Below are 23618 nucleotides of genomic sequence, written 5' to 3' on the forward strand. Positions count from 1 at the left end.
GCGGACGCCAGAAATAAAGTAAAGGGTGACTATGTTTGTCACATAGTCACCCTTGTGCATAGCGTCCGATCAGGACTTCTTGCTGTCGTTCACGTCTTCAAAGTCAGCGTCAACGATTTCTTTTTCGTCCGGCTTTGCAGCTTCTGCTTCCGGAGCAGCTTCACCAGCCTGACCAGCCTTGTAAGCGGCTTCACCCACCTTCATGGCTGCCTGTGTCAGGCGTTCGGTTGCGCTTTTCAGAGCTTCTGCATCTGTGCCTTCCATAGCGGCCTTAACAGCAGCAATGGCGCTTTCTGCTTCGCTCTTTTCAGCAGCCGGAACCTTGTCACCAGCTTCGGTCAGAGACTTTTCAGTCTGATGCACCAGAGCTTCAGCATTGTTGCGCAGTTCTACCTGCTCACGCTTGGCTTTATCGGCTTCAGCGTTAGCTTCAGCGTCCTTCACCATCTTGTCGATATCGGTATCGGACAGACCACCAGAAGCCTGGATCTTGATCTGCTGCTCCTTACCGGTTGCCTTGTCCTTAGCGGACACGGACACAATGCCGTTGGCATCGATATCGAAGGTCACTTCAATCTGCGGCACGCCACGCGGAGCTGCAGGAATACCGGTCAGGTCGAAGTTACCCAGCAGCTTGTTATCGGCTGCCATTTCGCGTTCGCCCTGATAGACCTTAATGGTCACAGCGCTCTGATTATCTTCCGCTGTGGAGAACACCTGGCTCTTCTTGGTCGGGATGGTTGTGTTGCGGTCGATCAGACGGGTGAACACACCACCCAGCGTTTCAATACCCAGAGAAAGCGGAGTTACGTCCAGCAGCAGAACGTCTTTAACATCACCCTTCAGAACGGCACCCTGAATAGCAGCACCAATGGCCACAACTTCATCGGGGTTCACGTTACGGGCTGGGTCTTTACCAAAGAAGCCTTTAACCGTTTCGATAACCTTGGGCATACGGGTCATACCGCCAACCAGAATGACTTCGTCAATCTGAGAAGCAGACAGGCCAGCATCCTTCAGCGCTGCCTTACAGGGTTCCAGCGTACGCTGCACCAGATCGTCCACAAGGCTTTCCAGCTTGGCGCGGGTCAGCTTCAGAACAAGGTGTTTCGGGCCAGATGCATCGGCCGTGATGAACGGCAGGTTGATTTCTGTTTCCTTGGAGGAAGACAGTTCGATCTTGGCTTTTTCTGCTGCTTCTTTCAGACGCTGCAGAGCCAGCTTGTCAGACCGCAGATCAATACCCTGTTCGCGTTTGAACTCGTCTGCCAGGTAACCGATGATGCGGTTATCAAAGTCTTCACCACCCAGGAACGTATCACCGTTGGTGGATTTCACTTCGATCACGCCATCGGAAATTTCCAGAACGGAAACGTCAAACGTGCCACCACCAAGGTCATACACAGCCACGGTGCCGCCGCTTTTCTTTTCCAGCCCGTAAGCCAGAGCAGCTGCTGTGGGTTCGTTGATGATACGCAGCACTTCAAGGCCGGCAATCTTACCTGCATCCTTGGTTGCCTGACGCTGGGCATCGTTAAAGTAAGCCGGAACGGTGATAACGGCCTGAGAAACTTTTTCACCCAGATAGGATTCAGCCGTTTCCTTCATCTTGCCCAGAACGAAGGCGGAAATCTGTGAGGGGGCATATTTTTTGCCGCGCGCCTCAACCCATGCATCGCCATTATCACCCTGAACGATGGCGTAGGGCACCATTTCCTTGTCTTTCTGGACTGTCGGATCATCAAAACGACGACCGATCAGACGCTTAACAGCGTAGAAAGTGTTAGCCGGGTTGGTAACTGCCTGACGCTTTGCAGCCTGACCCACAAGCATTTCACCGCTTTCGGTGAAAGCCACCATAGACGGGGTGGTGCGTGCGCCTTCGCTGTTTTCGATAACCTTAGTTTCGTTACCTTCACGCACTGCAACGCAGGAGTTGGTTGTACCAAGGTCGATACCAATAACTTTACTCATTATATATTCCCTTTCAGCGACCCCATCTGGCCCGAAGCACCAGAAAAGGCCCTTGCTTTCATTTACCCGCCCGCTCTGCCCGTAATGAGGTAAAAGCAGGCCTGAATGATAAACCTGATGTATGGTGGCGTTTTCTCTTTTTCAAGAAGGGAAAACACCTTGGCGGGCAGGATTTTTTACCTGCCGCCATGCCGTAACCTCCTGATCAGGAAGCCTTGGCAACCACCACCATGGCTGGCTTAAGCAGGCGCCCGTGCAGCGTCCATGTTGGCGTCCATGCCTGCATGACCGTACCGGGTTCGTGTTCAGCACTGGGTTGCTCTGCCATTGCCTGATGCAGGTTGGCATCAAACGGCTTGCCTGACGGGTCATCACACTTGATGCCATGGCGTTCCAGAATGGAAATAAAGGAACGTTCCGTGCTTTCAATGCCTTCACGCATTTTGGTCAGCACAGAATCTTCACCTTCCTGCGCAGGTGGCAGGCTGGCCAGCGCACGGCGCAGGTTTTCTGCGGCCTCTACAACGTCACGTGCAAATTTCTGCACGGCGTACTGGCGGGCATCATCCAGATCACGCTTGGCACGGGCGCGCAGGTTCTGGTTTTCAGCCTCTGAACGCAGCCACTTTTCCTTAAAGTCAGCAGCGGCCTGCTCAAGTTCCTGAATACGCGCTTCCGGGCCGCTTGGCTGACCGTTCTGCGCAGCTTCAGCAGCGGCTTCGTGTTCCGGAGCCGTCTGCTCGGCCGGGGCCGGCTGTGCTGCCGGCGTTTCGACCTGTGTGGGATCTGTATCTTGGGTCATGCCTTTTGAAGTAAGCAACGCAAACGCCGCCGACAAGACCCGCCACCCCTGCCATGTGCATGATTTTATGCCCTATCTACACAATACAGAAAAAAGCTGGCCGATTCTGGACAGGGGCACTTGGCAGGATAGGATGGCACGTCCTAGTCTATAGGGCTTGCTCGCATGGCAGCAGGGAAGGACAACGCAGACAATGACAGAGCGCACCAAGCAGACAATTGCGCTGGTGGATGATGACCGCAATATCCTGACATCGGTGCAGATGACGCTGGAGGCAGAAGGCTTCAATGTTCGCACATATACAGATGGCGAATCGGCACTGCAGGGCTTAACGGCCTACCCGGTTGATCTGGCTGTTCTGGACATCAAGATGCCCCGCATGGATGGCATGGAACTTCTGCAACGGTTGCGCACCCGCTCCAACCTGCCTGTCATTTTCCTGTCCTCCAAGAACGAGGAAGTGGACCAGCTTATGGGCCTGCGCCTTGGGGCGGATGATTACATTACCAAGCCGTTCTCCCAACGCCTTTTGCTGGAACGCATCCGCGCCCTGCTGCGCCGGAATGAAGTAAGCCGAGCAGAAGCCAATGGGGAACCTACGGGTGGCGCATTGGTGCGTGGCAACCTTTCTCTGGATGAACTACGCCACAAATGCACATGGAAAGGGGAAGATGTGCCCCTGACCGTAACGGAGTTTCTGCTGGTAAAAACACTGGCCCAGCGGCCCGGACTGGTGAAATCCCGCGATCAGCTGATTGATGCTGCGTATGGTGACACCGTGTATGTAGATGACCGCACCATCGACAGCCATATCAAGCGTGTGCGCAAAAAGTTCCGGCAGGTGGATGACGAATTCAACCAGATCGAAACCTTATACGGTATCGGTTACCGATATCGGGAAGACTGATCGCGGTTCATGACCAGCCCGCCCGCCCCTTCTTTTTTTAAGGCGCTGGCAGGCCGCATTGGTGGCCTGCATTATCTGTCTATGCCGGGTAACAAGCCCCGCAAAGGCAGTATAGAAGCCACAGCGGCTTATCAGGCCTCTCGCACACGGCTGATTTCTCCGCTGATGCGGCGGGTCTTGCTGGTTAATATCTTGCCTATCGCTCTGCTGGGCGTAACCATTCTGTTTCTGAACCAGTTTCGGAACGGTCTTCTGGCAACAGAAGTCACGGCCCTGCGTGAACAGGCCCGGATTTATGCGGGCGCGTTAGGTCAAAGTGCCGTACGCGCAACGCACCCCCACGCCATTAACCCGCAGGATCGGGGCTATGTGCTGGAAGAATCTCTAGCGCGCCCACTGCTGCTGCGGCTTACAGAACCAAGCCCCAATGCCCATGCCCGCCTGTTTGGGCCGGATGGCCGCTTGGTGGCTGACAACCTCGCAGACTGGCCCGAAACGGCAGAACCCGCTCCTGCCACACCGCGCAACGAGCAACGTGTAAAAACCATCCCTTTTCCGCCAGCCACGCAGCCCGGCATTTATGAACGGTTTCTCACATGGCTATGGGGGAGCCATAATTCGGGCATTGTTACGCTGAACACGGATGAGGAAGATATTCCTGCCCGGCCGTCTGGCACTGCCATAGGAACACAAGGCGCCCCGCCACCTCCCCCGCAGGAAGCGCCGCCCTATATCCGGCGTACTGCTCGGGGGCGCCTGATTATTACGGTGGCTGAACCCGTTATGCACGATGGCAGCACCATTGGCATTATTCAGCTTACCCGCGTGGCCTCACAGGTTGATCGCTCCCTGTTTGCCATTCGGTCTTCCATTCTGTCCGTTTTTCTGATGGCACTTGTGCTGACGGTACTGCTCTCGTGGTACCTCTCACTCACCATTGCCCGGCCACTGTTGCGGCTGGCTGCATCAGCACAGGTTATGCGTGATGCAACAGGGCGCACTGGCACCGTACCCGCACGACTGCTGGCCAGACGTGATGAAATTGGCGATGTGGCGCGCGCCCTACAAGCCAGTGCGCAAGCGCTCTGGAAGCGGATGGACGCCATTGAGCGCTTTGCCGCCGATGTCAGCCACGAAATTAAAAATCCGCTATCCTCGATCCGCTCAGCCATTGAAACACTGCTGCGTATTGAAGACCTAAACCAGCAACGCCGCCTACTGACTATTATCAATGATGATGTGCGCAGGTTGGATAGGCTGATCACCGATATCTCAGATGCCAGCCGTCTGGATGCCGAAATGTCTCGCGCAAAGGCTGAGCCTGTTGCCATTGCGCCGCTGCTTTCTGTTTTAGCAGAAATTCAGCAGGCCACGCGGCAAGATGGACAACCCATTGTGCAAACAAATGTGCAGGGTGATACCCCAGAAAGCCCACTGGAAGTTCTGGCGGTAGAAGACCGGCTTGTGCAGGTTTTACGCAACCTGATTGGCAATGCCATTTCCTTTTCTCCGCCCAACGGCCACATCACGCTTTCAGCTATGCCAACGGGTAAGATGGTAACCATTTCTGTGGCAGATGAAGGCCCGGGCATTCCACAGGCCAAGCTGGATTCGATTTTTGACCGCTTTTATTCCGAGCGCCCGAAGAATGAAAACTTCGGCCAGCACTCAGGCTTGGGGCTTTCCATCAGCCGGCAGATTATAGAAGCCCTGCATGGCACAATTTCTGTTGATAATCTGCACAACCAGAATGGGCAGGTTATTGGCGCCTGTTTTACCATTCAGCTGCCACGGGTGAGTGTCACCCGCTAGGCTGGCAAAACTGGGCATATCAGAAGGCGTAATCTTCTTCCTGCGCCTCAAGCATTTCTTCCTGCACAACCAGCTCAAAAATGATTTTGGGCTGGGAAGAAGGTGCATCCTTCAACCACATCAGTGTCATGGTTGGGGAAATGGAAGGAAAAAACTGCCTGAAAACAGGGAAACAAGACGGAAAATTTTCAGCATCGGCAACGGTGCAGAGAATATGGGTGACATCATGCAAAGCATGCCCCTGTTTGGCCAGAAGCTCTACCCCCTGCTCCAGCGCTGCCCGGCACTGCTCAGCCATATCCAGCCCTTTGATATGCGGAGCCGTTATGCCTGAAAGAACAAATCCACCCGTTATATGTTTAAGATGTGGTGTATGCTGTTTCACCAAAGCCCGATCTGCCTGTTGTTTTTGCGTCATCACAATGTCAGGACGTAAGGCAAGAACGAACGAACCGCAATTTTCTCTTTCGTAACAAACGCCTTGTTTTACGTCACAAAACGCAACGATGTGTTACGAAGTGATGCCTGCCTTGAGTATAATGCCTTCTCACAACCGGCCAAACTGCAGTAAAGTGGCTTGGCAAAGCGCTTAACTGGTTTACTGGCTGATTGCGGGTTCTGGCATCTTTTTGCATCATCAACCAGCACCTGCCAGCCTCAAGATGGAGAGGAAAAGCCGTTCATGGTTACGGCAGATGATACGCCTGCACCACGCCGCATTCTGCTGGTGTCCGGCCTATCTGGGGCGGGCAAATCCTCCATCCTGCGGATTCTGGAAGATCTGGAACACGAAGTTATCGACAACCCTCCACTTGGGATGTTGGATGATATTGTGGCCCGTGCAGAACGCCCAGTTGCCATTGGGGTAGATTCCCGCACCCGTGGGTTTGATGCTTCTGCCGTGCTGGAAGCCATGGCCCGCCTGCGTATGAACCCGCACCTGCGTGTTGAGCTGATTTATGCCACAGCAGATGAAAGCGTGCTGCTACGCCGCTATACGGCAACACGCCGCCGCCACCCGCTGGCCCCGCACGGTAGTATCAAAGAAGGCATTGAAGAAGAAATAGCCCTGACAGCGCCGCTGCGGGCTGCGGCTGATCTGGTGATTGATACAACAGACATGCCCCCGCCGGAGCTGCGCCAGTTTGTAGAAAGCCGTTTCAGCCCTTGGACTGGTGGCGCGCAGGAAGGCTTGACCGTAGCGCTCATGTCTTTTGCCTACCCTGCAGGCCTACCGCGAGAAGCTGATATTGTTTTTGATGCCCGCTTTTTGCGCAACCCACATTATGTGCCCGAACTGGCCCCCAAAACCGGGTTGGATGCTGATGTTGCGGAATATGTAGCGGAAGACCGCGATTACCTGCCGTTCCTGAACCAGATTCATGCCATGCTGCAACTGGTGCTTCCGCGCTTTGTGCGGGAAGGCAAGAAGTATGCCACCATTGCCATTGGCTGTTCCGGCGGGCGGCATCGCTCCGTAACCATTGTAGAAGCCTTGGCCAAAAGACTTTCCGCGCCTGATGGAATGGGACATTACGAGGGCGCGGGAAAATGGCCCATCATGGTTATGCACCGTGAACTAGCGCGGCAGGGCATTACCTCTTGGCGTTGGGCCAGAAAACCTGTGGAGCCTGCTTTGTCTGATTCCTCCCGCACGCTCTAATTTCAAGCAGGAGCATATACCGCTATCAGGCGTGTCCCACCTGTCCGCTCAAGCGCAATGGATCAATATTGATAGAAGCCAAGGCACGCCGCCACTTGGCTGCATGGTCACTTCCAAACACAATATCCCGCGTGGCAGGTGCCACCAACCAGGCATCGTGCTGCAGAATTTCCTCTTCAAGCTGCCCGGCTGTCCAACTGGCATGGCCCATAGCCAACAGGGCTTCTTGTGGGCCTTTGCCTGCAGCAATTTCCTTCAGCACATCCACGCTGCCTGTCAGGGCAACATTGGGGCTGACACTCAGGCTATTTTCCCCTTCCCATTCAGCAGAATGCAACACAAGACCCCGCCCAGCATCTACTGGGCCACCGGCACACAAACCAATGCGCCTGACAGGAGGCATGGGCTGGATATCAAGTTGGGCTAACAATTCATCAAAGCTGGCCACAGCCAGACGTTTGTTCACCACCAGCCCCATGGTGCCGGTATCTGGCGCATGTGCGCAGATATAAATCACACTCTGAGCAAAAGGGGTTTGCGCCAACATGGGAGAAGCCACCAGCAGCATACCTGCAAGAGAGTGTGTCTCTTCTGGTTTGGAAGGTGCAGAAATAGAAGAATGTACGGATATCATACTTAGAATATGAGAAGCGCCTCTTTTTTTGACAAGATTGCCCCTGCCTTTATGACTGACATATGCCCCGCCACACTCCGTGAAGGGCAAATATTTTGTAAGGCAATTATAGCATGAATACTCTTTCGCGCTTTCTGGATGCGCTAGACAGCTATCATGTTACGGATGGCAGCAAGTTTAAACTGAGCGCGCATAATCCGAATGATGACGGCAATCTGGGCCTGACAAAAGCAGATGGAAAACTTCTGCTGCGCAAAGTCAAAAGCCTTTTGCAAATATTGCAGGAACTTCTTTACGCAAACCAAACCCACTCTTTGCTCATCATTTTGCAAGGCATGGATGCTGCGGGCAAAGATGGCACCATCAAGCATGTGATGTCTGGCGTGAACCCTCAGGGGGTGTCCGTAACATCCTTCAAACAACCCGGCCCGACTGAACTGCAACACGGTTTTTTATGGCGTATCCATACTGCTGCACCACAGGCAGGGCGGATCGTTATTTTTAACCGCAGCCAGTATGAAGATGTGCTTGTAACCCGTGTGCATCCGGAATTGCTCCAGAACGCCCACCTGACGGGAGAGGTGAACACTCCTGAATTCTGGAAAGGCCGCTTTAGCGATATCCGCCACCTGGAACACTATTTCAGCCGCCAAGGCACTGTGGTGCTCAAGTTTTTCCTGAATATCTCGCCCGAAGAACAGCGGAAACGCCTGTTGGCCCGGCTGGATATTCCGGAAAAGCGCTGGAAATTCTCACCTTCCGATTTGAAGGAGCGTGAATTCTGGAAGGAATATGCCACGGCTTATCAGGATGCCATTGCTGAAACAGCACGCCCTTATGCACCGTGGATTATCGTGCCTTCCAACCACAAATGGTATGCGCGCCTTGTGGTGATTGGCACCATTATTCGTGCCCTTAGAAACCTGCATCAGGTTACACCCAAGCCCGCGCCAGAGGTTGAACACTTTCTGGATGAATACCGCGCCCATCTTCTGGCTGAAAAAGGCCAGATTCCCACACCACAAAACTGAACCTGAATGATGTCTTCACGTTTTCCCGCACTTATGCTGGCAGGCCTTACGGGTTTGGCAGCCTCTTTCCTCTCCTCCCCCGCACAAGCCCGATGGGGATGGAAGCAGGAAGCCCCTGCTGCATCCTCCATGCCCGCAACCTGCAATAATCAGGATTTCCTGAACAAACAGCAGGATTATGAAAACGGCGGCGCCAAAGGGGATACACCCGTCCATATCTGCGGCACCGTGCGCGCAGTCAGCCCCAAGGCGCGCCATACCCGCAGTGGGTGGCATGGGTATTTTTACGTAACCGTTGCCCCCAACATTTCCATCCGCATTGTGACCAATCTAGATGAAATGCACACGCCATCATGGCCGTGGGTGAATAAGGGAGACCAGGTGGAAGTGGTGGGCCGTTATTACTACGATTCCTACCGCAAGCAGGGCATTGACTGGACACACCGCGGCACTGGCAAATCCTGGCCAATTCCGGGTTCTGTTACGGTTAATGGCACCAAGTACGACTGATCTTTTTTTCAGTCCCACACAGCACATACAAACAGGACCGCCAGATATTTTCTGGCGGCCCTGCTGTTATTTACGCACGTGGCAGATATTCATCAGCCCGTTGCTTCTTCCTCATGTTCACTACCGTGAGTGTCTTCCCCATTGCTGGAAGAGCTATTGCTGCTTTCAACAATATCAAACGCCAGTTCACCGTTTTTCAGACCGATTTTCACGGCTCCACCCTTTGCCAACTTGCCAAACAGCAGTTCTTCAGCCAGCGGCTTCTTGATGGATTCCTGAATAACGCGCCCCAGAGGCCGTGCGCCATACAATCTGTCATACCCGCGCTCTGCCAGCCATTCCTTGGCGGCGGAAGACAGTTCGATGGTTACGTTGCGGTCTGCAAGCTGCGCTTCCAACTGCAGCACAAACTTTTCAACCACCTGCCCCACAATTTCAGGCGAGAGATGTGCAAACGGAATAATGGCATCCAGACGGTTGCGGAATTCTGGTGTGAACAGGCGTTTAATGGCCTCTTCATCCTCACCTTCTCGCACCTGACGACCAAAGCCCACAGCTTCCTTGCTCATATCCGACGCACCAGCATTGGTGGTCATGATCAGGATAACGTTGCGGAAATCCACCGTCTTGCCATTATGGTCCGTCAGCTTCCCGTTATCCATCACCTGCAACAGCACGTTGTACAGATCTGGATGTGCTTTTTCGATTTCATCCAGAAGCAGCACAGCGTGTGGGTGCTGATCAATGGCATCTGTCAGCAAACCGCCCTGATCGAACCCGACATACCCCGGAGGCGCACCCAACAGACGAGAGATGGAATGCCGCTCCATGTATTCGGACATATCGAAGCGAACCAGCTCAATCCCCAGCGCTGTTGCCAGCTGGCGGGCCACTTCTGTTTTACCAACCCCGGTGGGGCCAGAGAAGAGATAGTTGCCAATCGGCTTTTCTGCATCGCGCAGGCCAGCACGTGCCAGCTTGATGGCAGCAGACAAGGCATCAATCGCCTGATCCTGCCCGAACACCATACCTTTCAGATCGCGTTCCAAGGAGCGCAGCACTTCCTTGTCATCCGCAGAAATGCTTTTGGGCGGAATGCGGGCAATACGCGCGATAATGTCTTCCACATCCTTCAGGTTCACCGTCTTGCGGCGGCGGCCTTCAGGCTGAAGCATGCGGGAAGCGCCTACCTCATCAATCACGTCAATTGCCTTATCGGGCAGCTTACGATCATGAATATACTTGGCAGACAGTTCCACTGCCGCACGAATGGCCTCTTCCGTGTAACGTACCTTGTGGTGTTTTTCGTAGCTGCCTTTCAGGCCGCGCAGAATCTTCACCGCATCATCAATTGTGGGTTCTGGCACATCAATCTTCTGGAAGCGCCGCACAAGTGCGCGGTCTTTTTCGAAGTGCTGCCGGAATTCCTTATACGTTGTAGAGCCAATGCAACGCAGAGTGCCTGCTGCCAAAGCGGGTTTAAGCAGGTTGGAGGCATCCATCGCGCCGCCTGATGTTGCCCCGGCACCAATAACGGTGTGGATTTCATCAATAAACAGGATGGCGTGCGGGTCCTGATCCAGCTCTGTCACCACAGCTTTCAGGCGTTCTTCAAAATCACCGCGGTAGCGTGTGCCTGCCAGCAATGCGCCCATATCCAGCGAATAGATGGTGGATTTCAGCAGCACTTCTGGCACGTTACCTTCCACAATGCGGCGGGCAAGCCCTTCCGCAATGGCGGTTTTACCTACACCCGGGTCCCCCACATACAGCGGGTTGTTCTTGGTGCGGCGGCACAGAATCTGAATAGTGCGCTCAATTTCCGTATCACGCCCGATAAGCGGATCTACCTTACCGGCAATCGCCTTATCGTTCAGATTAACGCAATAGGTAGAAAGCGCATCCTGATTGCCCTTCTGGCTCTTGCTTTCAGTCCGCTCGGGTTCTTCACCCTTTTCTGCGTTCGATTCCGTACCCGCCACCGGGCGGCGTGTAGAACGATCCGGCGCTTTGGCAATACCGTGAGACAGAAAGTTAACGGCATCCAGCCGCGTCATATCCTGCAACTGCAGGAAATATACTGCATGGCTTTCCCGCTCGGCAAACAGGGCCACAAGCACGTTTGCGCCTGTTACCTCATCCCGCCCGGTAGATTGCACATGAATAGCCGCCCGCTGAATAACGCGCTGGAACGCGGCAGTGGGTTTTGGTTCTGTTGGCCGATCAGATGCCAGCCCAGCCAGATCCTTATCCAGAAAACCTGTCAGATCCGTGCGCAGGCGGTCCAGATCCACCCCGCACGCCCGGAACACCGTAACGGCGTCCGCATCATCAACCAGGGCAAGAAGCAGATGCTCAAGCGTGGCGTATTCATGATGCCGTTCACCGGCCAGAATGAGCGCCCGATGTAGAGTCTGTTCGAGATTGCGTGACAACATGACGAGACGCTCCTTTCCCCAGACATTGCAGGCACGGTAGCAACGCTACCCACCATACCCGCAGCCCTTGTTATCATATTTGGCTGCTTCTTCAGGAAATGCGAGTCTTATTCCGCGTAAAAAACGCGTACCATGCCGTTTTTTAGCAATAACCTTGCAGAAGTGATCAGTCTTTTTCGATCGTGCACTGTAACGGGTGCTGGTTTTGCCGCGCCAAGTCCATAACTTGCGCCACCTTGGTTTCGGCTACTTCATAAGTGAACACGCCACACACCCCAACACCGCGCCGATGCACATTGAGCATGATGTCTGTGGCCTCTTCCCGATTCTTCTGAAAAAAGCGTTCAAGCACGTACACCACAAATTCCATTGGGGTGTAATCATCATTCAGCATCAGCACTTTGTACATGGCCGGCTTGCGGGTTTTGGGTTTGGCCCGCACCACCACGCCAATATCAGCACCATCATCCGAAGAATCCGTGCCTCCGCCACGGCGCAAAGGCCCATTACCCGTATGCAAAACAGGATCGCGATGCAGAACCATTATGGGCAAACTCCGGCAGCAGGTCAGACAAAATCATAAGGCTGTATCTTCCACCATATTGGTTACGGCAACCCCATATGGAAGAGGACATACCACGCCATACCTTTATAACGTGGCTATGCCCCGTGCACTGCCATATTTGTGCCACATAGGCAGAACACACGAAAATATACACACTACCACGCCGCTAAAACTGAAACCCTGATTCGGATTTTTCCAGATTTATGCAGTCGTGGGCTTGCGATCTTAAGCGGCAGACGGAATAGTAACCCTGCAGGAAGCAGGTGGGGGTGGCAGTGGCAAACAGGACAGTAATGCGGCACGCAACAACGGCAGAAAATAATATGCTGCCCAAGCTGAAACGTAAAAAAACACCCTCTTTGCGCAAATGGGTTGGCCTGTTGGCAGGCTTGGCTATTGGCACCACAGTTACTTATGGCAAAGCGCAGGCCCAGTATGCAGGGCAGTTAAGCTCCATTGTGGTGGATGCACGCACCGGCGCTGTTCTTTCGCAAGATGATCCAGACCTCCGCCGCTACCCGGCCAGCCTGACAAAGCTGATGACCCTGTATATGACATTCAACGCCCTGCGCGCTGGTGCCATCTCGCTAGATCAAGCTGTACCTGTTTCCATCCATGCCTCTACTATGGAACCTTCCAAACTCGGATTGGTTCCCGGTTCACATCTTACTGTTGAACAGGCAATTCTGGCTCTTGTTACCAAATCCGCCAACGATGCTGCCTGCGCATTGGGTGAATTGATTGGTGGCGGAAGCGAACCCCAGTTTGCCGCAATGATGACGCAACAGGCCCACTACTTGGGCATGAGCAACACCACCTTCCGCAATGCTTCTGGCCTGCCTGACCCGGACCAGATGACAACAGCACGCGATCTGGCCACCCTAGGCCGCCGTCTGATTTCTGATTTCCCCGAATATTATCACTACTTTTCAACGCCGTATTTCAGCTTTCACCGCCGCATCATTCCCAACCACAACCCCATGCTCAAAGTGTATGCAGGGGCAGATGGCATGAAAACCGGTTACACGCAGGAAGCCGGGCGTAACCTTGTTACCTCCGCCATCCGTGATAACGTGCGCCTTGTGGGCGTGGTTATGGGGGCTTCCAGCAACAACCAGCGCTCTCTGGTTATGGCCAATCAGCTAGACCGTGGGTTTGATGCAGAAGGTGTAGCCCCGGTTGCACGGCCCCTTATGCTAGCCCGTGCCCAGATTGGCACACGCACAGCCCGCAACCATCATGCACTTATTATGGCGGCATCTGCCCACCGCCGTGTGGTAGAAGTGGCCTCCGCCCCTGCGGCACGCCGTGGCCGACACGTTATGGCCATGCCAGTTTCTGGCGGTCACCACGTACGGTTAATTGGTGCCAAGGTGCGGCCAGCAACGGCTACATCTTCCAGAAGCGCAACCAAACACCATGCAACGCATAACCATACCTGAGTTTTTTCTGCCGATTCTGCAGGCTTAGGCGATCCGCAACGGTATAAGCGGGTTGCCTTTGCTGCCTGCTGGCTCCATCTTGCGGCTGACTCGTTTAACGCCTGCAAAATTTAGGGAGCACCATTATGGCCGGCAGAGGCGGAATTATTCTGCATACTGAAGAAGATTTTAAAATGTTGCGTGCTGCCGGCCGTCTGGCAGCTTCTACGCTGGATATGATTACCCCTTACGTCAAACCCGGTGTTACCACAGGGGAACTTGATCGTATTATTCATGACTACACGCTGGCGCATGATGCCGTGCCCGGCCCGCTGAATTATCGCGGTTACCCCAAATCCTGCTGCATTTCCGTTAACCATGTTGTGTGCCACGGCATTCCCGGTGATCGCGTTCTGCAGGAAGGGGATATCGTGAATATTGACGTTACCCCCAAGCTGAACGGTTGGTTTGGTGACAGCAGCCGTATGTACACGGTGGGCAAAGTATCCATCAAAGCTGCCAAGCTGATTACAGCAACCTATGAAAGCATGATGCGCGGGATTGAGGCCGTACGCCCTGGCGCCACGCTGGGTGATATTGGCTACGCTATCCAGAGCTATGCAGAAAAACACCGCTATTCCATTGTGGAAGACTTCTGCGGTCACGGCATTGGCCAGACCTTTCATACCGAACCCAACATTCTGCACTATGGCCGCCCCGGCGAAGGTATGAAGCTAAAGGCAGGCATGGTGTTTACCATTGAACCCATGCTGAACATTGGCAAAGCAGATGTAAAAATTCTGGAAGATGGGTGGACGGCAGTAACGCGTGACCGCTCCCTTTCCGCCCAGTTTGAGCACATGCTGGCCGTAACCGAAAAAGGTTATGAAATTTTCACGCTTTCTCCTGCTGGCTACACCTGCCCACCCTACCCTGTAAAAGGATAAGCCCCCATGCCTGCTCCCATACAGCGTTTCTCCCTCCCCTCCCGTTTGGTGGCGATGGCAGTGCTTTGTATGGGAGTGGGGGCTACCACCATCCAGCCAGTATGGGCAGCGGCCCCCGTGGCATCTGCGCCAGACCCGCTGGCATTCAGCACAACACAGCCTGATCACCTCCCACCTTTAGCACCCACACGTGGGGCGCATGGCATGGCCGTTTCTGCCCAACGCCTTGCATCTGAAGCCGGAGCGCACATTCTGGCCCAAGGCGGCAACGCAGCAGATGCCGCCGTGGCCATGGGTTATGCATTGGCTGTTGTTTACCCTGCGGCGGGCAATCTGGGCGGTGGTGGCTTTATGCTGCTGCGCCCACCGGGCAAACTGCAAAGTGTTTTTCTGGATTTTCGGGAAAAAGCTCCTGCTGCGGCCACCCCCACCATGTTTTTGGATGAACACGGCAATGTGCTGCCCGATCAATCTGTAACCGGCTGGAAGGCTGTTGCCATTCCCGGCACTGTGGCTGGGCTGGAGGAAGTGCATAAACGCTGGGGCAAATTGCCGCGTCAGGCTGTGCTGGCCCCGGCCATTCGGCTAGCGCGTGAAGGCTTTGTGCTGGAAACCGGAGAGGTGGCGTTACTGAACACCTCGACCGAGGCTTTTCGTAAAGACTCCTATGCACGGGCTATTTTCCTGCGCCCCGATGGCTCCCCCCTGCAGGTGGGAGATAAACTGGTGCAAAAAGACCTTGCTCGCTCGTTGGAACAGATTGCCCGCCACGGTGCAGATGCTTTTTACAAAGGCCCCATTGCCCACGCCATTGTAGATACCTCTCGCAAAAATGGTGGCATCCTCACCCTTTCAGATTTTGCGCGTTACGCACCACGCGAACTTCCTCCGCTAACGTGTCATTATCGCGGGCTGGAAGTGGAAACCGCACCGCCCCCAAGTGCCGGTGGCGTTGCCTTGTGTGAAATGCTGAACATTCTGGGTGGCTACAACATGCAAACCCTTGGTTTGCACACAGCCCCAGCTTTGCAGCGCGAAATAGAAGCCATGCGCCACGCTTATTCTGACAGGCGTGATCTGGGAGATCCGGCTTTTGTGCCCAACCCCAGCCAGCATTTGCTAGACACAACTTACGCAGCTGAAATACGGGCGCATATTCCCACAGATCACGCTGTGCCTTCTACATCCCTGAAAGCCGGGGATGCTTTTGCCGAAAAACCTGAAACCACGCAGTTTTCTGTGATGGACAAAAATGGCTTTGCCATTTCCACCACATACACACTGAACGGATGGTTTGGGGCCAAGGTGATGGGGGGCAATACCGGCATTTTCATGAATGATGAGATGGATGATTTTTCCATCAAACCCGGCGCGCCCAATATGTTTGGTATTCCCGGCAGCACAGCCAATGTCATTGCTCCGGGTAAAACGCCTCTTTCTTCCATGACACCCACCATTCTCTCCCGCAATGGCAAGCCCATTATGGTGATAGGCAGCCCCGGTGGCTCGCGCATTCCCACCATTGTGCTGTCTGTTATTCTGGGTGTTGTGGATTACGGATTAGACATCCAGCAGGCCATTGATCTGCCGCGCCTGCATGAACAGTGGATGCCCGATGCAGTAGAAATAGAATCCGGCGCAGTTTCCTCATCTGTAGAACAGACACTGGAGCATGAGGGCTACCATTTTGCCCCCCATGCGCCGTGGGGCATACCGGAGGGCATTCTGACAGGCAGCCCACGCTTAACAGACCAGACCACAGGTGCTCCTCCTTATTTTGGAGGGTATGACAGGCGCCACCCCGGAGGCGCCGCTATAGGTGAGTAAGCCTATAGCCGGTCCAACTTGTGGGTGGTTCCTTTAGGGTCTTTCACTTGCTTGGGGCCTTGCACATACTCAGGCCCCAACGGCACCTTGCCGTAGCCCCCGGGAATATCCAGCACATAGAGCGGCCACGCCAAACCGGTTACGCGCCCGCGCAAACCTGCCAGCAGGCGCTGCCCTTCCTCTACCGGCACATGAAAATGCGCTGTGCCGGGGGCCGGGTCCAGCTGGTGCAAATAATACGGGCGCATACGGGTTTCCACCATGGCGCGGAACAGATCTTCCAGCGCCTGCTCGCTATCATTCACACCACGCAGCAAAACAGACTGCCCCAGTAGCGGAATACCCCTGCGCACAATGCGCTTAAGACATGCCCGTGCGGGTTCGGACATTTCCCGCGCGTGGTTGACGTGCACGGCCATCCACATCGCTTTATCTGTTTCCAACGCATCCAGCAGGGCATCTGTTACACGCTCAGGGTCTGCCACGGGCACGCGGCTATGCACCCGAATAGTGGTGACATGCGGCATGGCTGAAAGCGCTGCCACAATATGCCCCAACCGGCGCGGAGAGAGCATAAGCGGATCTCCCCCCGTTAGAATCACTTCGCGAATCTGCTCATGCGTGCGCAGCCACTCCAGCGCCTGTTCCAGAGCGGCATCATCCAACACACCGCCATCTGGCCCCACATGCTCGCGCCTAAAACAGAACCGACAGTAAAGCGGGCAGATCAGCAAGGGCTTCAACAGCGCCCGATCTGCATAACGGTGCACAATGCCGGGAACGGGTGAAAGCGCGTTATCTCCAATAGGGTCAGAGCGCTCCTCTGGCGCAATCTCCAGCTCCTGCGCGGAGGGCACAACCTGCACACCTATCGGATCATCTGGCGCAGTGATTACATCCAGAAAAGCTGGTGGAATGGCCGTGGCATAATGCTGGGCAACAGCATCCAACATCTCGCGCTGTTTGGGGGGCACCAAACCGGCTGCTATCAGATCATCCGGGGTGCGCAATGTTTTGCGCCGCGAAAAAGAGGGCTTGACCGGGAAAGACATGTCACGCCTCTACTCCTCTCATGTCAGACTCTGCAACTGTTCAGCCTGATCCGGGTATGAAAGACCCCGATCATATTCTTGACCGGCTTCCTTTTCTGCTGCGCCGTAATCTGGTTTTGCGCGGGACACGTGCCTTTCTGGAAGCGCGTGGTTGTGTGGAAGTGGAAACGCCTTACGCCGTGCCTACACCGGGGGAGGAGGTACACCTCCAACCTTTTCATACGGTGCAGGAAGCACCTAATGGCGTGCAACAAAACCTGTTCCTGCACACCAGCCCGGAATTTGCCATGAAGCGTATTGTGGCGGCCACCGGGTTGCCTGTTTTTCAGTTTGCGCGTGTCTGGCGAAATGGCGAGGGCAGCCACCTGCATGCTCCAGAATTTACCATGCTGGAATGGTATCAACCCAACATGACGCTGGATGGGCTGATGGATGAAACCGAAGCCCTTTTGCAAGCCGTATTACCGCCGATTCTCCACCATTCTGGCCATAGCCTGAACATATCCGGCCCGTTTGAGCGGCTGACCATGCAAGAAGCCTTCCATCGCCATGCCGACATCGACCTTCTGCCAACAGAAGGAAACGCGCAGGCTTTGGCAAAAGCAGCGGGCTGCACTTTGCGTGATGGTGAAACGTGGGAGGACCTGTTCTTCCGCCTGCTGATGGAGCGCATAGAACCCGCCATTGGCCGCACACGCCCCACTTTTCTTACCCACTGGCCCGCCAGCCAAGCCGCGCTGGCGCGTAAAAGCCCGCAAGACCCCCGTGTGGCTCTACGGTTTGAACTTTATGCCGCAGGCATGGAGTTAGCGAACGCTTTTGAAGAGCTGACAGACGCCACAGAACAACGCTCCCGTTTTGAGGCCGACCGCCACCAGCGCAAAACCCTCTACCCCGACCGGCCCGAATGGCCCGTGGATGAAAAACTGCTCAGCGCCCTGCCCCATATGCCCACCTGTTCTGGCATTGCATTGGGGTTTGATAGGTTGGTTATGCTGGCTTGCGGCACAACACGTATACAGAACGTCTTGTGGATAAACGGTTAGTCTGCAACATTTGGCGCAACCATAATATGCTGTTCAACATTCATCCGTATGATGCCCGGTTACAAAACTGCCGGCGGGAGCCAGAGCTGCCATGATGCATAAAAGATTTATCCTGCTGCTGGGCGCTCTGGCCCTAACGGGTTGCCAAGTTCCCAGTAAAAAGGAACGGCGCCAGCTTGATTCCATGATTGGCAAACAAACAACCGATGTGGTGCGTACATTCGGCGTGCCTACGCGGCAATTTGTTTCTGGCAACCACACCTTTCTGGCCTATATCAACCAGCAAACCGATTACACCATGCCCATGAGCGGATGGGGATGGGATGGCGGCTGGGGTGGCTGGGGCGGATATGGCCCTGGCTGGGGTATGGGCGGCTGGGATGGCGGTTGGGGCGGCATGGGCGGTGGCATGGGCACAGCCTATACCTACACCTGCCAAACCACGTTTGAACTGGTAAACGGTATTGTAACAGCCTGGACAATGCGAGGAGACGGGTGCTGAGTATGCCCGGTGCAGTCTTCTACTTCATGAAGCCAGACTTTTTTCAGCGGCATGATCTTTTAGGAGACATCCATGCACCTTAAGCGTGTTCTGTACAGAACAGCCTTTAACCCACGTGCGCTTGCACCCGCTGCCATAGGCATTGCAGTCTTGGCGCTTGCCGCTTGCACACAAAGCCGCGCACGGCAGGATACGTATAAGGTTGCCAATTCAACCTGTTCGTACATGATGCCAACAGTTTCGGGCACACGTACCTACATGCCTGCCCAACAAACCCAGCAACTGGGAAGAGAGCCAAAAAGCGCTCCCGACAGTCAGATTGCTTACCCCAACCCAGAAACTCCGGCTTTTTGTGACCGCCCCTTGTCGGACACCCTCCCCAGTTCTTTGGAAATGGCAGATTATACTCATCTGCTCAATACAACAGGCCTGCTTGCCACCTTGCAGCGCAGTGGACCGTTTACAGTTTTCGGCATCCCCAATTCTGCGCTGGAAACCTATGATGCCCAGACAGGCAACAAGCTGACAAACCCGGACAATACGGCAGTTATCAAGGAAATTCTGTCCTACACCATTGTCAAAGGACGTTGGCCGCTGGCCAAAATCAAGCAGGCTGCTCTGGCCTCACCCACTCAATCTGTCGGACTACCAACCCTGAATGGCCAGTTGCTTTCAGCGTGGGTGGATGGGCCATCTGGCCAAGTGGTTATAGGCAACGGGCAAGGCATGACATCCCACCTATGGGTTACGGGTATTCCGCAATCTAACGGTGTGCTGTACTTCACGCAGGATCTTGTTCTTCCACCTGTTGCGCAACAAAATGCAGGTGCCAGCACATCTGCTTCTGCTGCCTCTGTAGCCCCAGCCAACCCACTGCCCACAGCACAGGCACAGGCACAGGCACAGGCACAGGCACAGGCACAGGCACAGGCACAGGCACAGGCCAGCACGATTGCCGCCCGCACGCAACCGGCTACAGCCTCCTACACCTCTCGCAAGGAAAACCTGACAACGCCGCCTGTTTTACAACTGCCCTGAAAACAGTTTGAGAACACGCAAAAAGCCCCTGCCAGTGTAAATACTGGCAGGGGCTTTTTTACAGATGAAGCAGACAGAAGGCCTGCTAACACCACCGCAAAATTAGAGGGCAGACTGCGCCTTATCCAGCACCATGCTGCACAGCTTGGTTTTGAGTTCACCCTTAAGTCGCCAAGGAGAACATCTGGTTATTGCCGGTCTGCAACAGGCCGCGCTGGCCAGCTTCATATGCACTGGAAGATGTCACACCCGGCTGCTGTGTCAGGCTACCCAGAACGGATTGCGCTGTAGAAGAGCTCTGCTGAAGCACATTGTTCTGCACGCAGTAGCCAAGAATACCGGCCAGGTTGCCCGTGCTGGCAGAAGAAAGGCTTGGCAACATGCTGGATGCCATGCTTGCACCCTGGCTTTCCACACCGCTTTCAGCACCAGATAGAGCACTTTTGCCGATAGAACCCAGTCCGCCGCCAAAACCCTGTGCATGCACAGCCGGAGCAGCCACAACACCAGCAGCCATAGCCAGCATCAGGAATGTTTTTTTATTCAGCATGGAAAATATCCAGTTCTCGATAATCGTGCCGCTTCCTTCATCCGCAGATCAGCATGATCTGTTTGATCAGAAAGCGCGTTCTGATACTTAGCATTGCCCGCAAACATGGCAAAAAACCGTATCAAACCCGACAAAAATCAGCCCTGCCACGCATCTGGCTGCTGCCACCACTGTTCGGAGGGCATAACAAAATCTGCCCCGCTGGCATTTAACACCGCCAGATCAGCCGGTGTTTGCGCCTGCGCCACCACGGGCAGTTCCATCATTAAAGACCACCAGCGTGTAAGAGCAGAAACAGTTTCAAGCGATGCCCCATCTTCTGCGCCAAAGCAGATGTAATCTGCGCCATCTTCACCAGCACACATGGCGGCATCACGGCTTTCCCCTACAGCCACACCAAGCTGAAGATCCGGCCCTATAATACGCCGCACATCTTTTACAGAAGCCGCTGTATATGACGCAGACAGGTGCACACCATCGCACCCGGTTTCCTGCGCAAGAGTGGGGGCGTTTTCCAGCATCAGGGCGATATCACGCGCCTGAATAACCGGCTTAAGAAGCAGCACGGCCTGCCGGGCTGTAGAGGCAGGCATATCCGCCAGCCGCAGCAACAAAGCTGCAGGCTGGTGGTGGGCCAAACCTGCCTCAAGAACAGGTAAAAAAGCCTGCGCATCAGACACAGCAGGCGTGACAAGATAAAGATCAGACATAGCGCTCCTTATCTCATGCCCGCTGCGCAGATACTACGGTTGTTTTAGCCTTTGAAAATGGTGGTAATTTTGTCCAGCAGAGCCAGAGCTTCTGCCTTCGGACGCTGGAACACGTTACGGCCGATAATGGAACCGAAGCCGCCACCATCCTGAATGCCCTGAATGGTCTGCAACAGCTCATCCGTGCTGGTATGCGCACCACCAGAGAAGATCACGATACGGCGGCCCGCAAAGCAGGACTGCACCACATGCTGCACGCGGGCAGCCAGAGTGGCAACGTCAATCTTGTTCTGCTCATAAACGGGCTTGTTGGCATCCAACGCCACCACATCCGTTGGCGGCTTTACCTTGATGATGTGCGCGCCCGTCAGCGCAGCCATATGTGCGGCATAGGCGCACACATCCACTGCGGTTTCAGCCTTTTTGTCCAGCACGGGGCCACGTGGGTAGCTCCATACAATAACGGCCAGACCGGCAGCTTTGGCTTCTGCTGCCAGTTCACGCAGTTCTTCCATCTGCTCGAAGCAGTATTCGGAACCCGGATAGATGGTAAAACCAATACCGGAGCAGCCCAGACGCAGCGCATCAGACACGGTGCCCGTTACAGCCTGATCTTTTTCTGTTGCAAGGCTGTTGGAGCTGTTGCACTTCAGAATCAGCGGAATTTCGCCAGCATATGTTGCTGCGCCGCATTCCAGCATGCCCAGAGGGGCTGCATAGCCGCTCAGGCCAGCTTCAATAGCCAGTTCAAAGTGATAATGCGGATCATACGCTGCCGGATTGGCTGCAAAGGAACGGGCCGGGCCATGCTCAAACCCCTGATCAACCGGCAGAATCACCAGCTTACCCGTGCCACCCAGCTTACCTGCGTTAAGCAGCCGCGCCAGATTCATCTTGGTGCCGGGATTATCGCTCTCGTACTGGTCGAGAATAGCCTTAACCTTGGGGGTAAGTGTCATGGGTAACAATCCTTTTTTTGCCTTGTGTCCGGCAGTTTATTTTCCGGATCTGAGGATTGGCAATAACCGTCGGTGAAATACCCGACAAGAGAAGACGTGTGACATAATGACGGTATAAGGTGAAATGATGGCGGGCGAGCACTCAACAGCATGCCAGATTCCTGCAAATAAACCGCTTTTACCGCCTTAAACTGGGCTGTAGGAGCCTGCAACACAGCATGTTTTTGCCCCATGCGCACGGCCCCCAATGCATAAGCTGCGCTGCCACCGCAATCCAGCGCATGCCAAAATGCACAGCCTACCGAATCCTCCAGCGCCGCAATAAGGGCCAACCACCACCCTGCCCCCATAAACCCAGCCGCACCTGGGGCCGAAAGAAAACCAAAACGCGCGCTTGGGCCGTCTATCATGCCCTCCACTTCACGCGCAGCCTGACAGGCAGCCATGCCAGATTCGTATCCATCAATCGTAAACAGCCTGTCTGGCTGCAATTTTGGCAAGAAAAGTGAAGCGTTTTTGGTTAGCATGCTTGACGCCATCGCGTTTGCGGGTGATTCCTGAGCGCAGTTGACAAAAACAAGAATGCAGGATCAAGCCGTGGAGCCGTCTTTGCCCCAGACTGACGAACACGCTGGTAAACAGCACCCGGCCACGCAGCCGCTGGCTGGGCAAGACCCCATAGCCCGGCTGGATCGTGCCTTGCAACGCATTTCCTTTGCTGTTGAAAAAGGGCTGCAACAGCAAACCCGTACAGGTGCAGAAAAGCAGGAACTGGTGGCCAATGTAGATGCCCTTCTCTCCCGCGTGCGTGATGCGCTGGAACGGGCAGACAAGCCATCTCCCCTTACGTTTTACAACCCGGCAGAACACGAACAGGGAAACTGATAGAGCATGGCACTTGTTTCGGTTCGGATTAACGGTCACAGCTATACGGTAGGGTGCGATAACGGGCAGGAACGCCACGTTCAGGCCATGGCCCAGCAGGTAGAACGCCGCGTGCAGCGTGTGCGGGACATGGGCTTTAGCGGAGATGCCCGGGTGCTGGTGCTGGCCGCCCTTTTAATGGCAGATGAAATACAGGATCTTTCTGGCAGCCGCGTGCCAGATGCCACCATACAGGCTGCAAAAGATGCCGAACGCCTGCGGGCAGAACAGGCTTTGACCACCAGCCGTTTGGCAGATTTGGCCGAACGTGCGGAATCTCTTGCAGCGGAGCTTGAGCGCGCCTAC

At 54.8% G+C, this 23618-nt stretch carries 22 protein-coding genes and 2 pseudogenes; 13 read left to right on the top strand and 11 right to left on the bottom strand.

Annotated features, from left to right (window positions below; all coding sequences use genetic code 11):
- Window positions 1-69: 69 nt before the first annotated feature.
- The gene (dnaK, locus tag ABNV41_RS12480; RefSeq protein ID WP_050819116.1) at window positions 70-1974 is read right to left on the bottom strand and encodes a molecular chaperone DnaK; all 1905 of its coding nucleotides are present in this window, start codon (window positions 1972-1974) and stop codon (window positions 70-72) included.
- A 205-nt stretch (window positions 1975-2179) separates the two neighbouring features.
- A complete protein-coding gene (locus tag ABNV41_RS12485) occupies window positions 2180-2776 on the bottom strand; it encodes a nucleotide exchange factor GrpE (RefSeq protein ID WP_050819115.1) in 597 nt (198 codons plus the stop codon).
- Between the two features lie 193 nt (window positions 2777-2969).
- Here ABNV41_RS12485 and ABNV41_RS12490 point away from each other — a divergent pair, with 193 nt between their 5' ends.
- Together ABNV41_RS12490 and ABNV41_RS12495 are read left to right on the top strand one after the other, a co-directional pair.
- Window positions 2970-3683 carry a response regulator transcription factor gene (locus ABNV41_RS12490; RefSeq protein WP_003623821.1) on the top strand — a complete coding sequence of 238 codons (714 nt, stop codon included), beginning with the start codon at window positions 2970-2972 and terminating at the stop codon, window positions 3681-3683.
- Between the two features lie 9 nt (window positions 3684-3692).
- A complete protein-coding gene (locus tag ABNV41_RS12495; RefSeq protein ID WP_087651696.1) occupies window positions 3693-5495 on the top strand; it encodes an ATP-binding protein in 1803 nt (600 codons plus the stop codon).
- Between the two features lie 19 nt (window positions 5496-5514).
- On the opposite strand, the gene ABNV41_RS12500 is transcribed toward ABNV41_RS12495, so the two are convergent.
- Window positions 5515-5913: a RidA family protein gene (locus ABNV41_RS12500; protein WP_050819113.1), complete on the bottom strand. Its 399-nt coding sequence runs from the start codon at window positions 5911-5913 to the stop codon at window positions 5515-5517.
- Between the two features lie 264 nt (window positions 5914-6177).
- On the opposite strand from ABNV41_RS12500, the gene rapZ reads away from it, so the two are divergent.
- A complete protein-coding gene (gene rapZ / locus ABNV41_RS12505) occupies window positions 6178-7158 on the top strand; it encodes an RNase adapter RapZ (RefSeq protein ID WP_050820312.1) in 981 nt (326 codons plus the stop codon).
- Between the two features lie 25 nt (window positions 7159-7183).
- Here the strand turns inward: rapZ and ABNV41_RS12510 are convergent, their stop codons facing one another.
- Entirely contained in the window at window positions 7184-7792 is a 609-nt protein-coding gene (locus ABNV41_RS12510) for a YqgE/AlgH family protein (protein ID WP_050819112.1), read from the bottom strand.
- A gap of 113 nt (window positions 7793-7905) precedes the next feature.
- Between ABNV41_RS12510 and ABNV41_RS12515 the strand changes: the two genes are divergently transcribed.
- Complete coding sequence (locus ABNV41_RS12515; protein ID WP_050819111.1) at window positions 7906-8823, top strand: polyphosphate kinase 2 family protein; 918 nt, start codon at window positions 7906-7908, stop codon at window positions 8821-8823.
- 6 nt (window positions 8824-8829) lie between these two features.
- Complete coding sequence (locus tag ABNV41_RS12520) at window positions 8830-9333, top strand: DUF3465 domain-containing protein (protein ID WP_050819110.1); 504 nt, start codon at window positions 8830-8832, stop codon at window positions 9331-9333.
- A gap of 92 nt (window positions 9334-9425) precedes the next feature.
- On the opposite strand, the gene clpA is transcribed toward ABNV41_RS12520, so the two are convergent.
- The gene (gene clpA / locus ABNV41_RS12525; protein WP_050819109.1) at window positions 9426-11771 is read right to left on the bottom strand and encodes an ATP-dependent Clp protease ATP-binding subunit ClpA; all 2346 of its coding nucleotides are present in this window, start codon (window positions 11769-11771) and stop codon (window positions 9426-9428) included.
- A gap of 166 nt (window positions 11772-11937) precedes the next feature.
- Window positions 11938-12315: an ATP-dependent Clp protease adapter ClpS gene (gene clpS / locus ABNV41_RS12530; protein ID WP_003623838.1), complete on the bottom strand. Its 378-nt coding sequence runs from the start codon at window positions 12313-12315 to the stop codon at window positions 11938-11940.
- Between the two features lie 314 nt (window positions 12316-12629).
- On the opposite strand from clpS, the gene ABNV41_RS12535 reads away from it, so the two are divergent.
- From ABNV41_RS12535 to ggt, 3 genes are all read left to right on the top strand, one after another.
- Complete coding sequence (locus tag ABNV41_RS12535) at window positions 12630-13778, top strand: D-alanyl-D-alanine carboxypeptidase family protein (RefSeq protein WP_050819108.1); 1149 nt, start codon at window positions 12630-12632, stop codon at window positions 13776-13778.
- Window positions 13779-13903: 125 nt separating this feature from the next.
- The gene (map, locus tag ABNV41_RS12540) at window positions 13904-14704 is read left to right on the top strand and encodes a type I methionyl aminopeptidase (protein ID WP_050819107.1); all 801 of its coding nucleotides are present in this window, start codon (window positions 13904-13906) and stop codon (window positions 14702-14704) included.
- Between the two features lie 6 nt (window positions 14705-14710).
- On the top strand, window positions 14711-16531 hold the full coding sequence (ggt, locus tag ABNV41_RS12545; protein ID WP_349934780.1) for a gamma-glutamyltransferase: 1821 nt from the start codon (window positions 14711-14713) through the stop codon (window positions 16529-16531).
- A gap of 2 nt (window positions 16532-16533) precedes the next feature.
- On the opposite strand, the gene ABNV41_RS12550 is transcribed toward ggt, so the two are convergent.
- A complete protein-coding gene (locus ABNV41_RS12550) occupies window positions 16534-17583 on the bottom strand; it encodes a lysine-2,3-aminomutase-like protein (protein ID WP_050819105.1) in 1050 nt (349 codons plus the stop codon).
- 20 nt (window positions 17584-17603) lie between these two features.
- On the opposite strand from ABNV41_RS12550, the gene epmA reads away from it, so the two are divergent.
- From epmA to ABNV41_RS12565, 3 genes are all read left to right on the top strand, one after another.
- Complete coding sequence (epmA, locus tag ABNV41_RS12555) at window positions 17604-18629, top strand: EF-P lysine aminoacylase EpmA (RefSeq protein WP_050819104.1); 1026 nt, start codon at window positions 17604-17606, stop codon at window positions 18627-18629.
- A 91-nt stretch (window positions 18630-18720) separates the two neighbouring features.
- Window positions 18721-19131, top strand: coding sequence for a hypothetical protein (locus ABNV41_RS12560; RefSeq protein ID WP_006116827.1), 411 nt, complete (start codon window positions 18721-18723; stop codon window positions 19129-19131).
- Between the two features lie 72 nt (window positions 19132-19203).
- Entirely contained in the window at window positions 19204-20169 is a 966-nt protein-coding gene (locus ABNV41_RS12565) for a fasciclin domain-containing protein (protein ID WP_349934781.1), read from the top strand.
- Between the two features lie 102 nt (window positions 20170-20271).
- On the opposite strand, the pseudogene ABNV41_RS12570 reads toward ABNV41_RS12565, so the two are convergent.
- The 4 genes and pseudogenes from ABNV41_RS12570 to ABNV41_RS12585 all read right to left on the bottom strand — a co-directional run bounded on the left by ABNV41_RS12570 (window position 20272) and on the right by ABNV41_RS12585 (window position 22915).
- Window positions 20272-20695, bottom strand: a pseudogene (locus ABNV41_RS12570) (DUF2501 domain-containing protein).
- Window positions 20696-20856: 161 nt separating this feature from the next.
- Complete coding sequence (locus ABNV41_RS12575) at window positions 20857-21429, bottom strand: thiamine phosphate synthase (protein ID WP_050819102.1); 573 nt, start codon at window positions 21427-21429, stop codon at window positions 20857-20859.
- Window positions 21430-21473: 44 nt separating this feature from the next.
- Window positions 21474-22388, bottom strand: coding sequence for a class I fructose-bisphosphate aldolase (locus ABNV41_RS12580; protein WP_050819101.1), 915 nt, complete (start codon window positions 22386-22388; stop codon window positions 21474-21476).
- On the bottom strand, window positions 22385-22915 hold the full coding sequence (locus ABNV41_RS12585) for a hypothetical protein (protein WP_050819100.1): 531 nt from the start codon (window positions 22913-22915) through the stop codon (window positions 22385-22387). The genes ABNV41_RS12580 and ABNV41_RS12585 overlap by 4 nt, the downstream gene beginning before the upstream one ends.
- A gap of 55 nt (window positions 22916-22970) precedes the next feature.
- On the opposite strand from ABNV41_RS12585, the gene ABNV41_RS12590 reads away from it, so the two are divergent.
- Together ABNV41_RS12590 and ABNV41_RS12595 are read left to right on the top strand one after the other, a co-directional pair.
- A complete protein-coding gene (locus ABNV41_RS12590) occupies window positions 22971-23273 on the top strand; it encodes a hypothetical protein (RefSeq protein ID WP_050819099.1) in 303 nt (100 codons plus the stop codon).
- Between the two features lie 6 nt (window positions 23274-23279).
- Window positions 23280-23606: pseudogene (locus ABNV41_RS12595) on the top strand (cell division protein ZapA); the annotation flags it as partial.
- Between the last annotated feature and the right edge of the window lie 12 nt (window positions 23607-23618).

Origin of the sequence: Acetobacter sp. A11-2, assembly GCF_040208445.1 — a bacterium.
GTDB classification, from domain to species: domain Bacteria; phylum Pseudomonadota; class Alphaproteobacteria; order Acetobacterales; family Acetobacteraceae; genus Acetobacter; species Acetobacter oryzoeni.

What these genes read in the sequence shown, in the direction of transcription:
- ABNV41_RS12535 (WP_050819108.1), top strand. Translation starts at nt 12,630, where the DNA reads ATGCGGCACGCAACAACGGCAGAAAATAATATGCTGCCCAAGCTGAAA.
- epmA (WP_050819104.1), top strand. Translation starts at nt 17,604, where the DNA reads ATGTCAGACTCTGCAACTGTTCAGCCTGATCCGGGTATGAAAGACCCC.
- ggt (WP_349934780.1), top strand. Translation starts at nt 14,711, where the DNA reads ATGCCTGCTCCCATACAGCGTTTCTCCCTCCCCTCCCGTTTGGTGGCG.
- ABNV41_RS12485 (WP_050819115.1), bottom strand. Translation starts at nt 2,776, where the DNA reads ATGACCCAAGATACAGATCCCACACAGGTCGAAACGCCGGCAGCACAG.
- clpA (WP_050819109.1), bottom strand. Translation starts at nt 11,771, where the DNA reads ATGTTGTCACGCAATCTCGAACAGACTCTACATCGGGCGCTCATTCTG.
- ABNV41_RS12565 (WP_349934781.1), top strand. Translation starts at nt 19,204, where the DNA reads ATGCACCTTAAGCGTGTTCTGTACAGAACAGCCTTTAACCCACGTGCG.
- ABNV41_RS12585 (WP_050819100.1), bottom strand. Translation starts at nt 22,915, where the DNA reads ATGCTAACCAAAAACGCTTCACTTTTCTTGCCAAAATTGCAGCCAGAC.
- ABNV41_RS12510 (WP_050819112.1), bottom strand. Translation starts at nt 7,792, where the DNA reads ATGATATCCGTACATTCTTCTATTTCTGCACCTTCCAAACCAGAAGAG.
- ABNV41_RS12520 (WP_050819110.1), top strand. Translation starts at nt 8,830, where the DNA reads ATGATGTCTTCACGTTTTCCCGCACTTATGCTGGCAGGCCTTACGGGT.
- ABNV41_RS12575 (WP_050819102.1), bottom strand. Translation starts at nt 21,429, where the DNA reads ATGTCTGATCTTTATCTTGTCACGCCTGCTGTGTCTGATGCGCAGGCT.
- dnaK (WP_050819116.1), bottom strand. Translation starts at nt 1,974, where the DNA reads ATGAGTAAAGTTATTGGTATCGACCTTGGTACAACCAACTCCTGCGTT.
- rapZ (WP_050820312.1), top strand. Translation starts at nt 6,178, where the DNA reads ATGGTTACGGCAGATGATACGCCTGCACCACGCCGCATTCTGCTGGTG.
- ABNV41_RS12495 (WP_087651696.1), top strand. Translation starts at nt 3,693, where the DNA reads ATGACCAGCCCGCCCGCCCCTTCTTTTTTTAAGGCGCTGGCAGGCCGC.
- ABNV41_RS12490 (WP_003623821.1), top strand. Translation starts at nt 2,970, where the DNA reads ATGACAGAGCGCACCAAGCAGACAATTGCGCTGGTGGATGATGACCGC.
- ABNV41_RS12590 (WP_050819099.1), top strand. Translation starts at nt 22,971, where the DNA reads ATGCAGGATCAAGCCGTGGAGCCGTCTTTGCCCCAGACTGACGAACAC.
- clpS (WP_003623838.1), bottom strand. Translation starts at nt 12,315, where the DNA reads ATGGTTCTGCATCGCGATCCTGTTTTGCATACGGGTAATGGGCCTTTG.
- ABNV41_RS12560 (WP_006116827.1), top strand. Translation starts at nt 18,721, where the DNA reads ATGATGCATAAAAGATTTATCCTGCTGCTGGGCGCTCTGGCCCTAACG.
- ABNV41_RS12515 (WP_050819111.1), top strand. Translation starts at nt 7,906, where the DNA reads ATGAATACTCTTTCGCGCTTTCTGGATGCGCTAGACAGCTATCATGTT.
- ABNV41_RS12500 (WP_050819113.1), bottom strand. Translation starts at nt 5,913, where the DNA reads ATGACGCAAAAACAACAGGCAGATCGGGCTTTGGTGAAACAGCATACA.
- map (WP_050819107.1), top strand. Translation starts at nt 13,904, where the DNA reads ATGGCCGGCAGAGGCGGAATTATTCTGCATACTGAAGAAGATTTTAAA.
- ABNV41_RS12580 (WP_050819101.1), bottom strand. Translation starts at nt 22,388, where the DNA reads ATGACACTTACCCCCAAGGTTAAGGCTATTCTCGACCAGTACGAGAGC.
- ABNV41_RS12550 (WP_050819105.1), bottom strand. Translation starts at nt 17,583, where the DNA reads ATGTCTTTCCCGGTCAAGCCCTCTTTTTCGCGGCGCAAAACATTGCGC.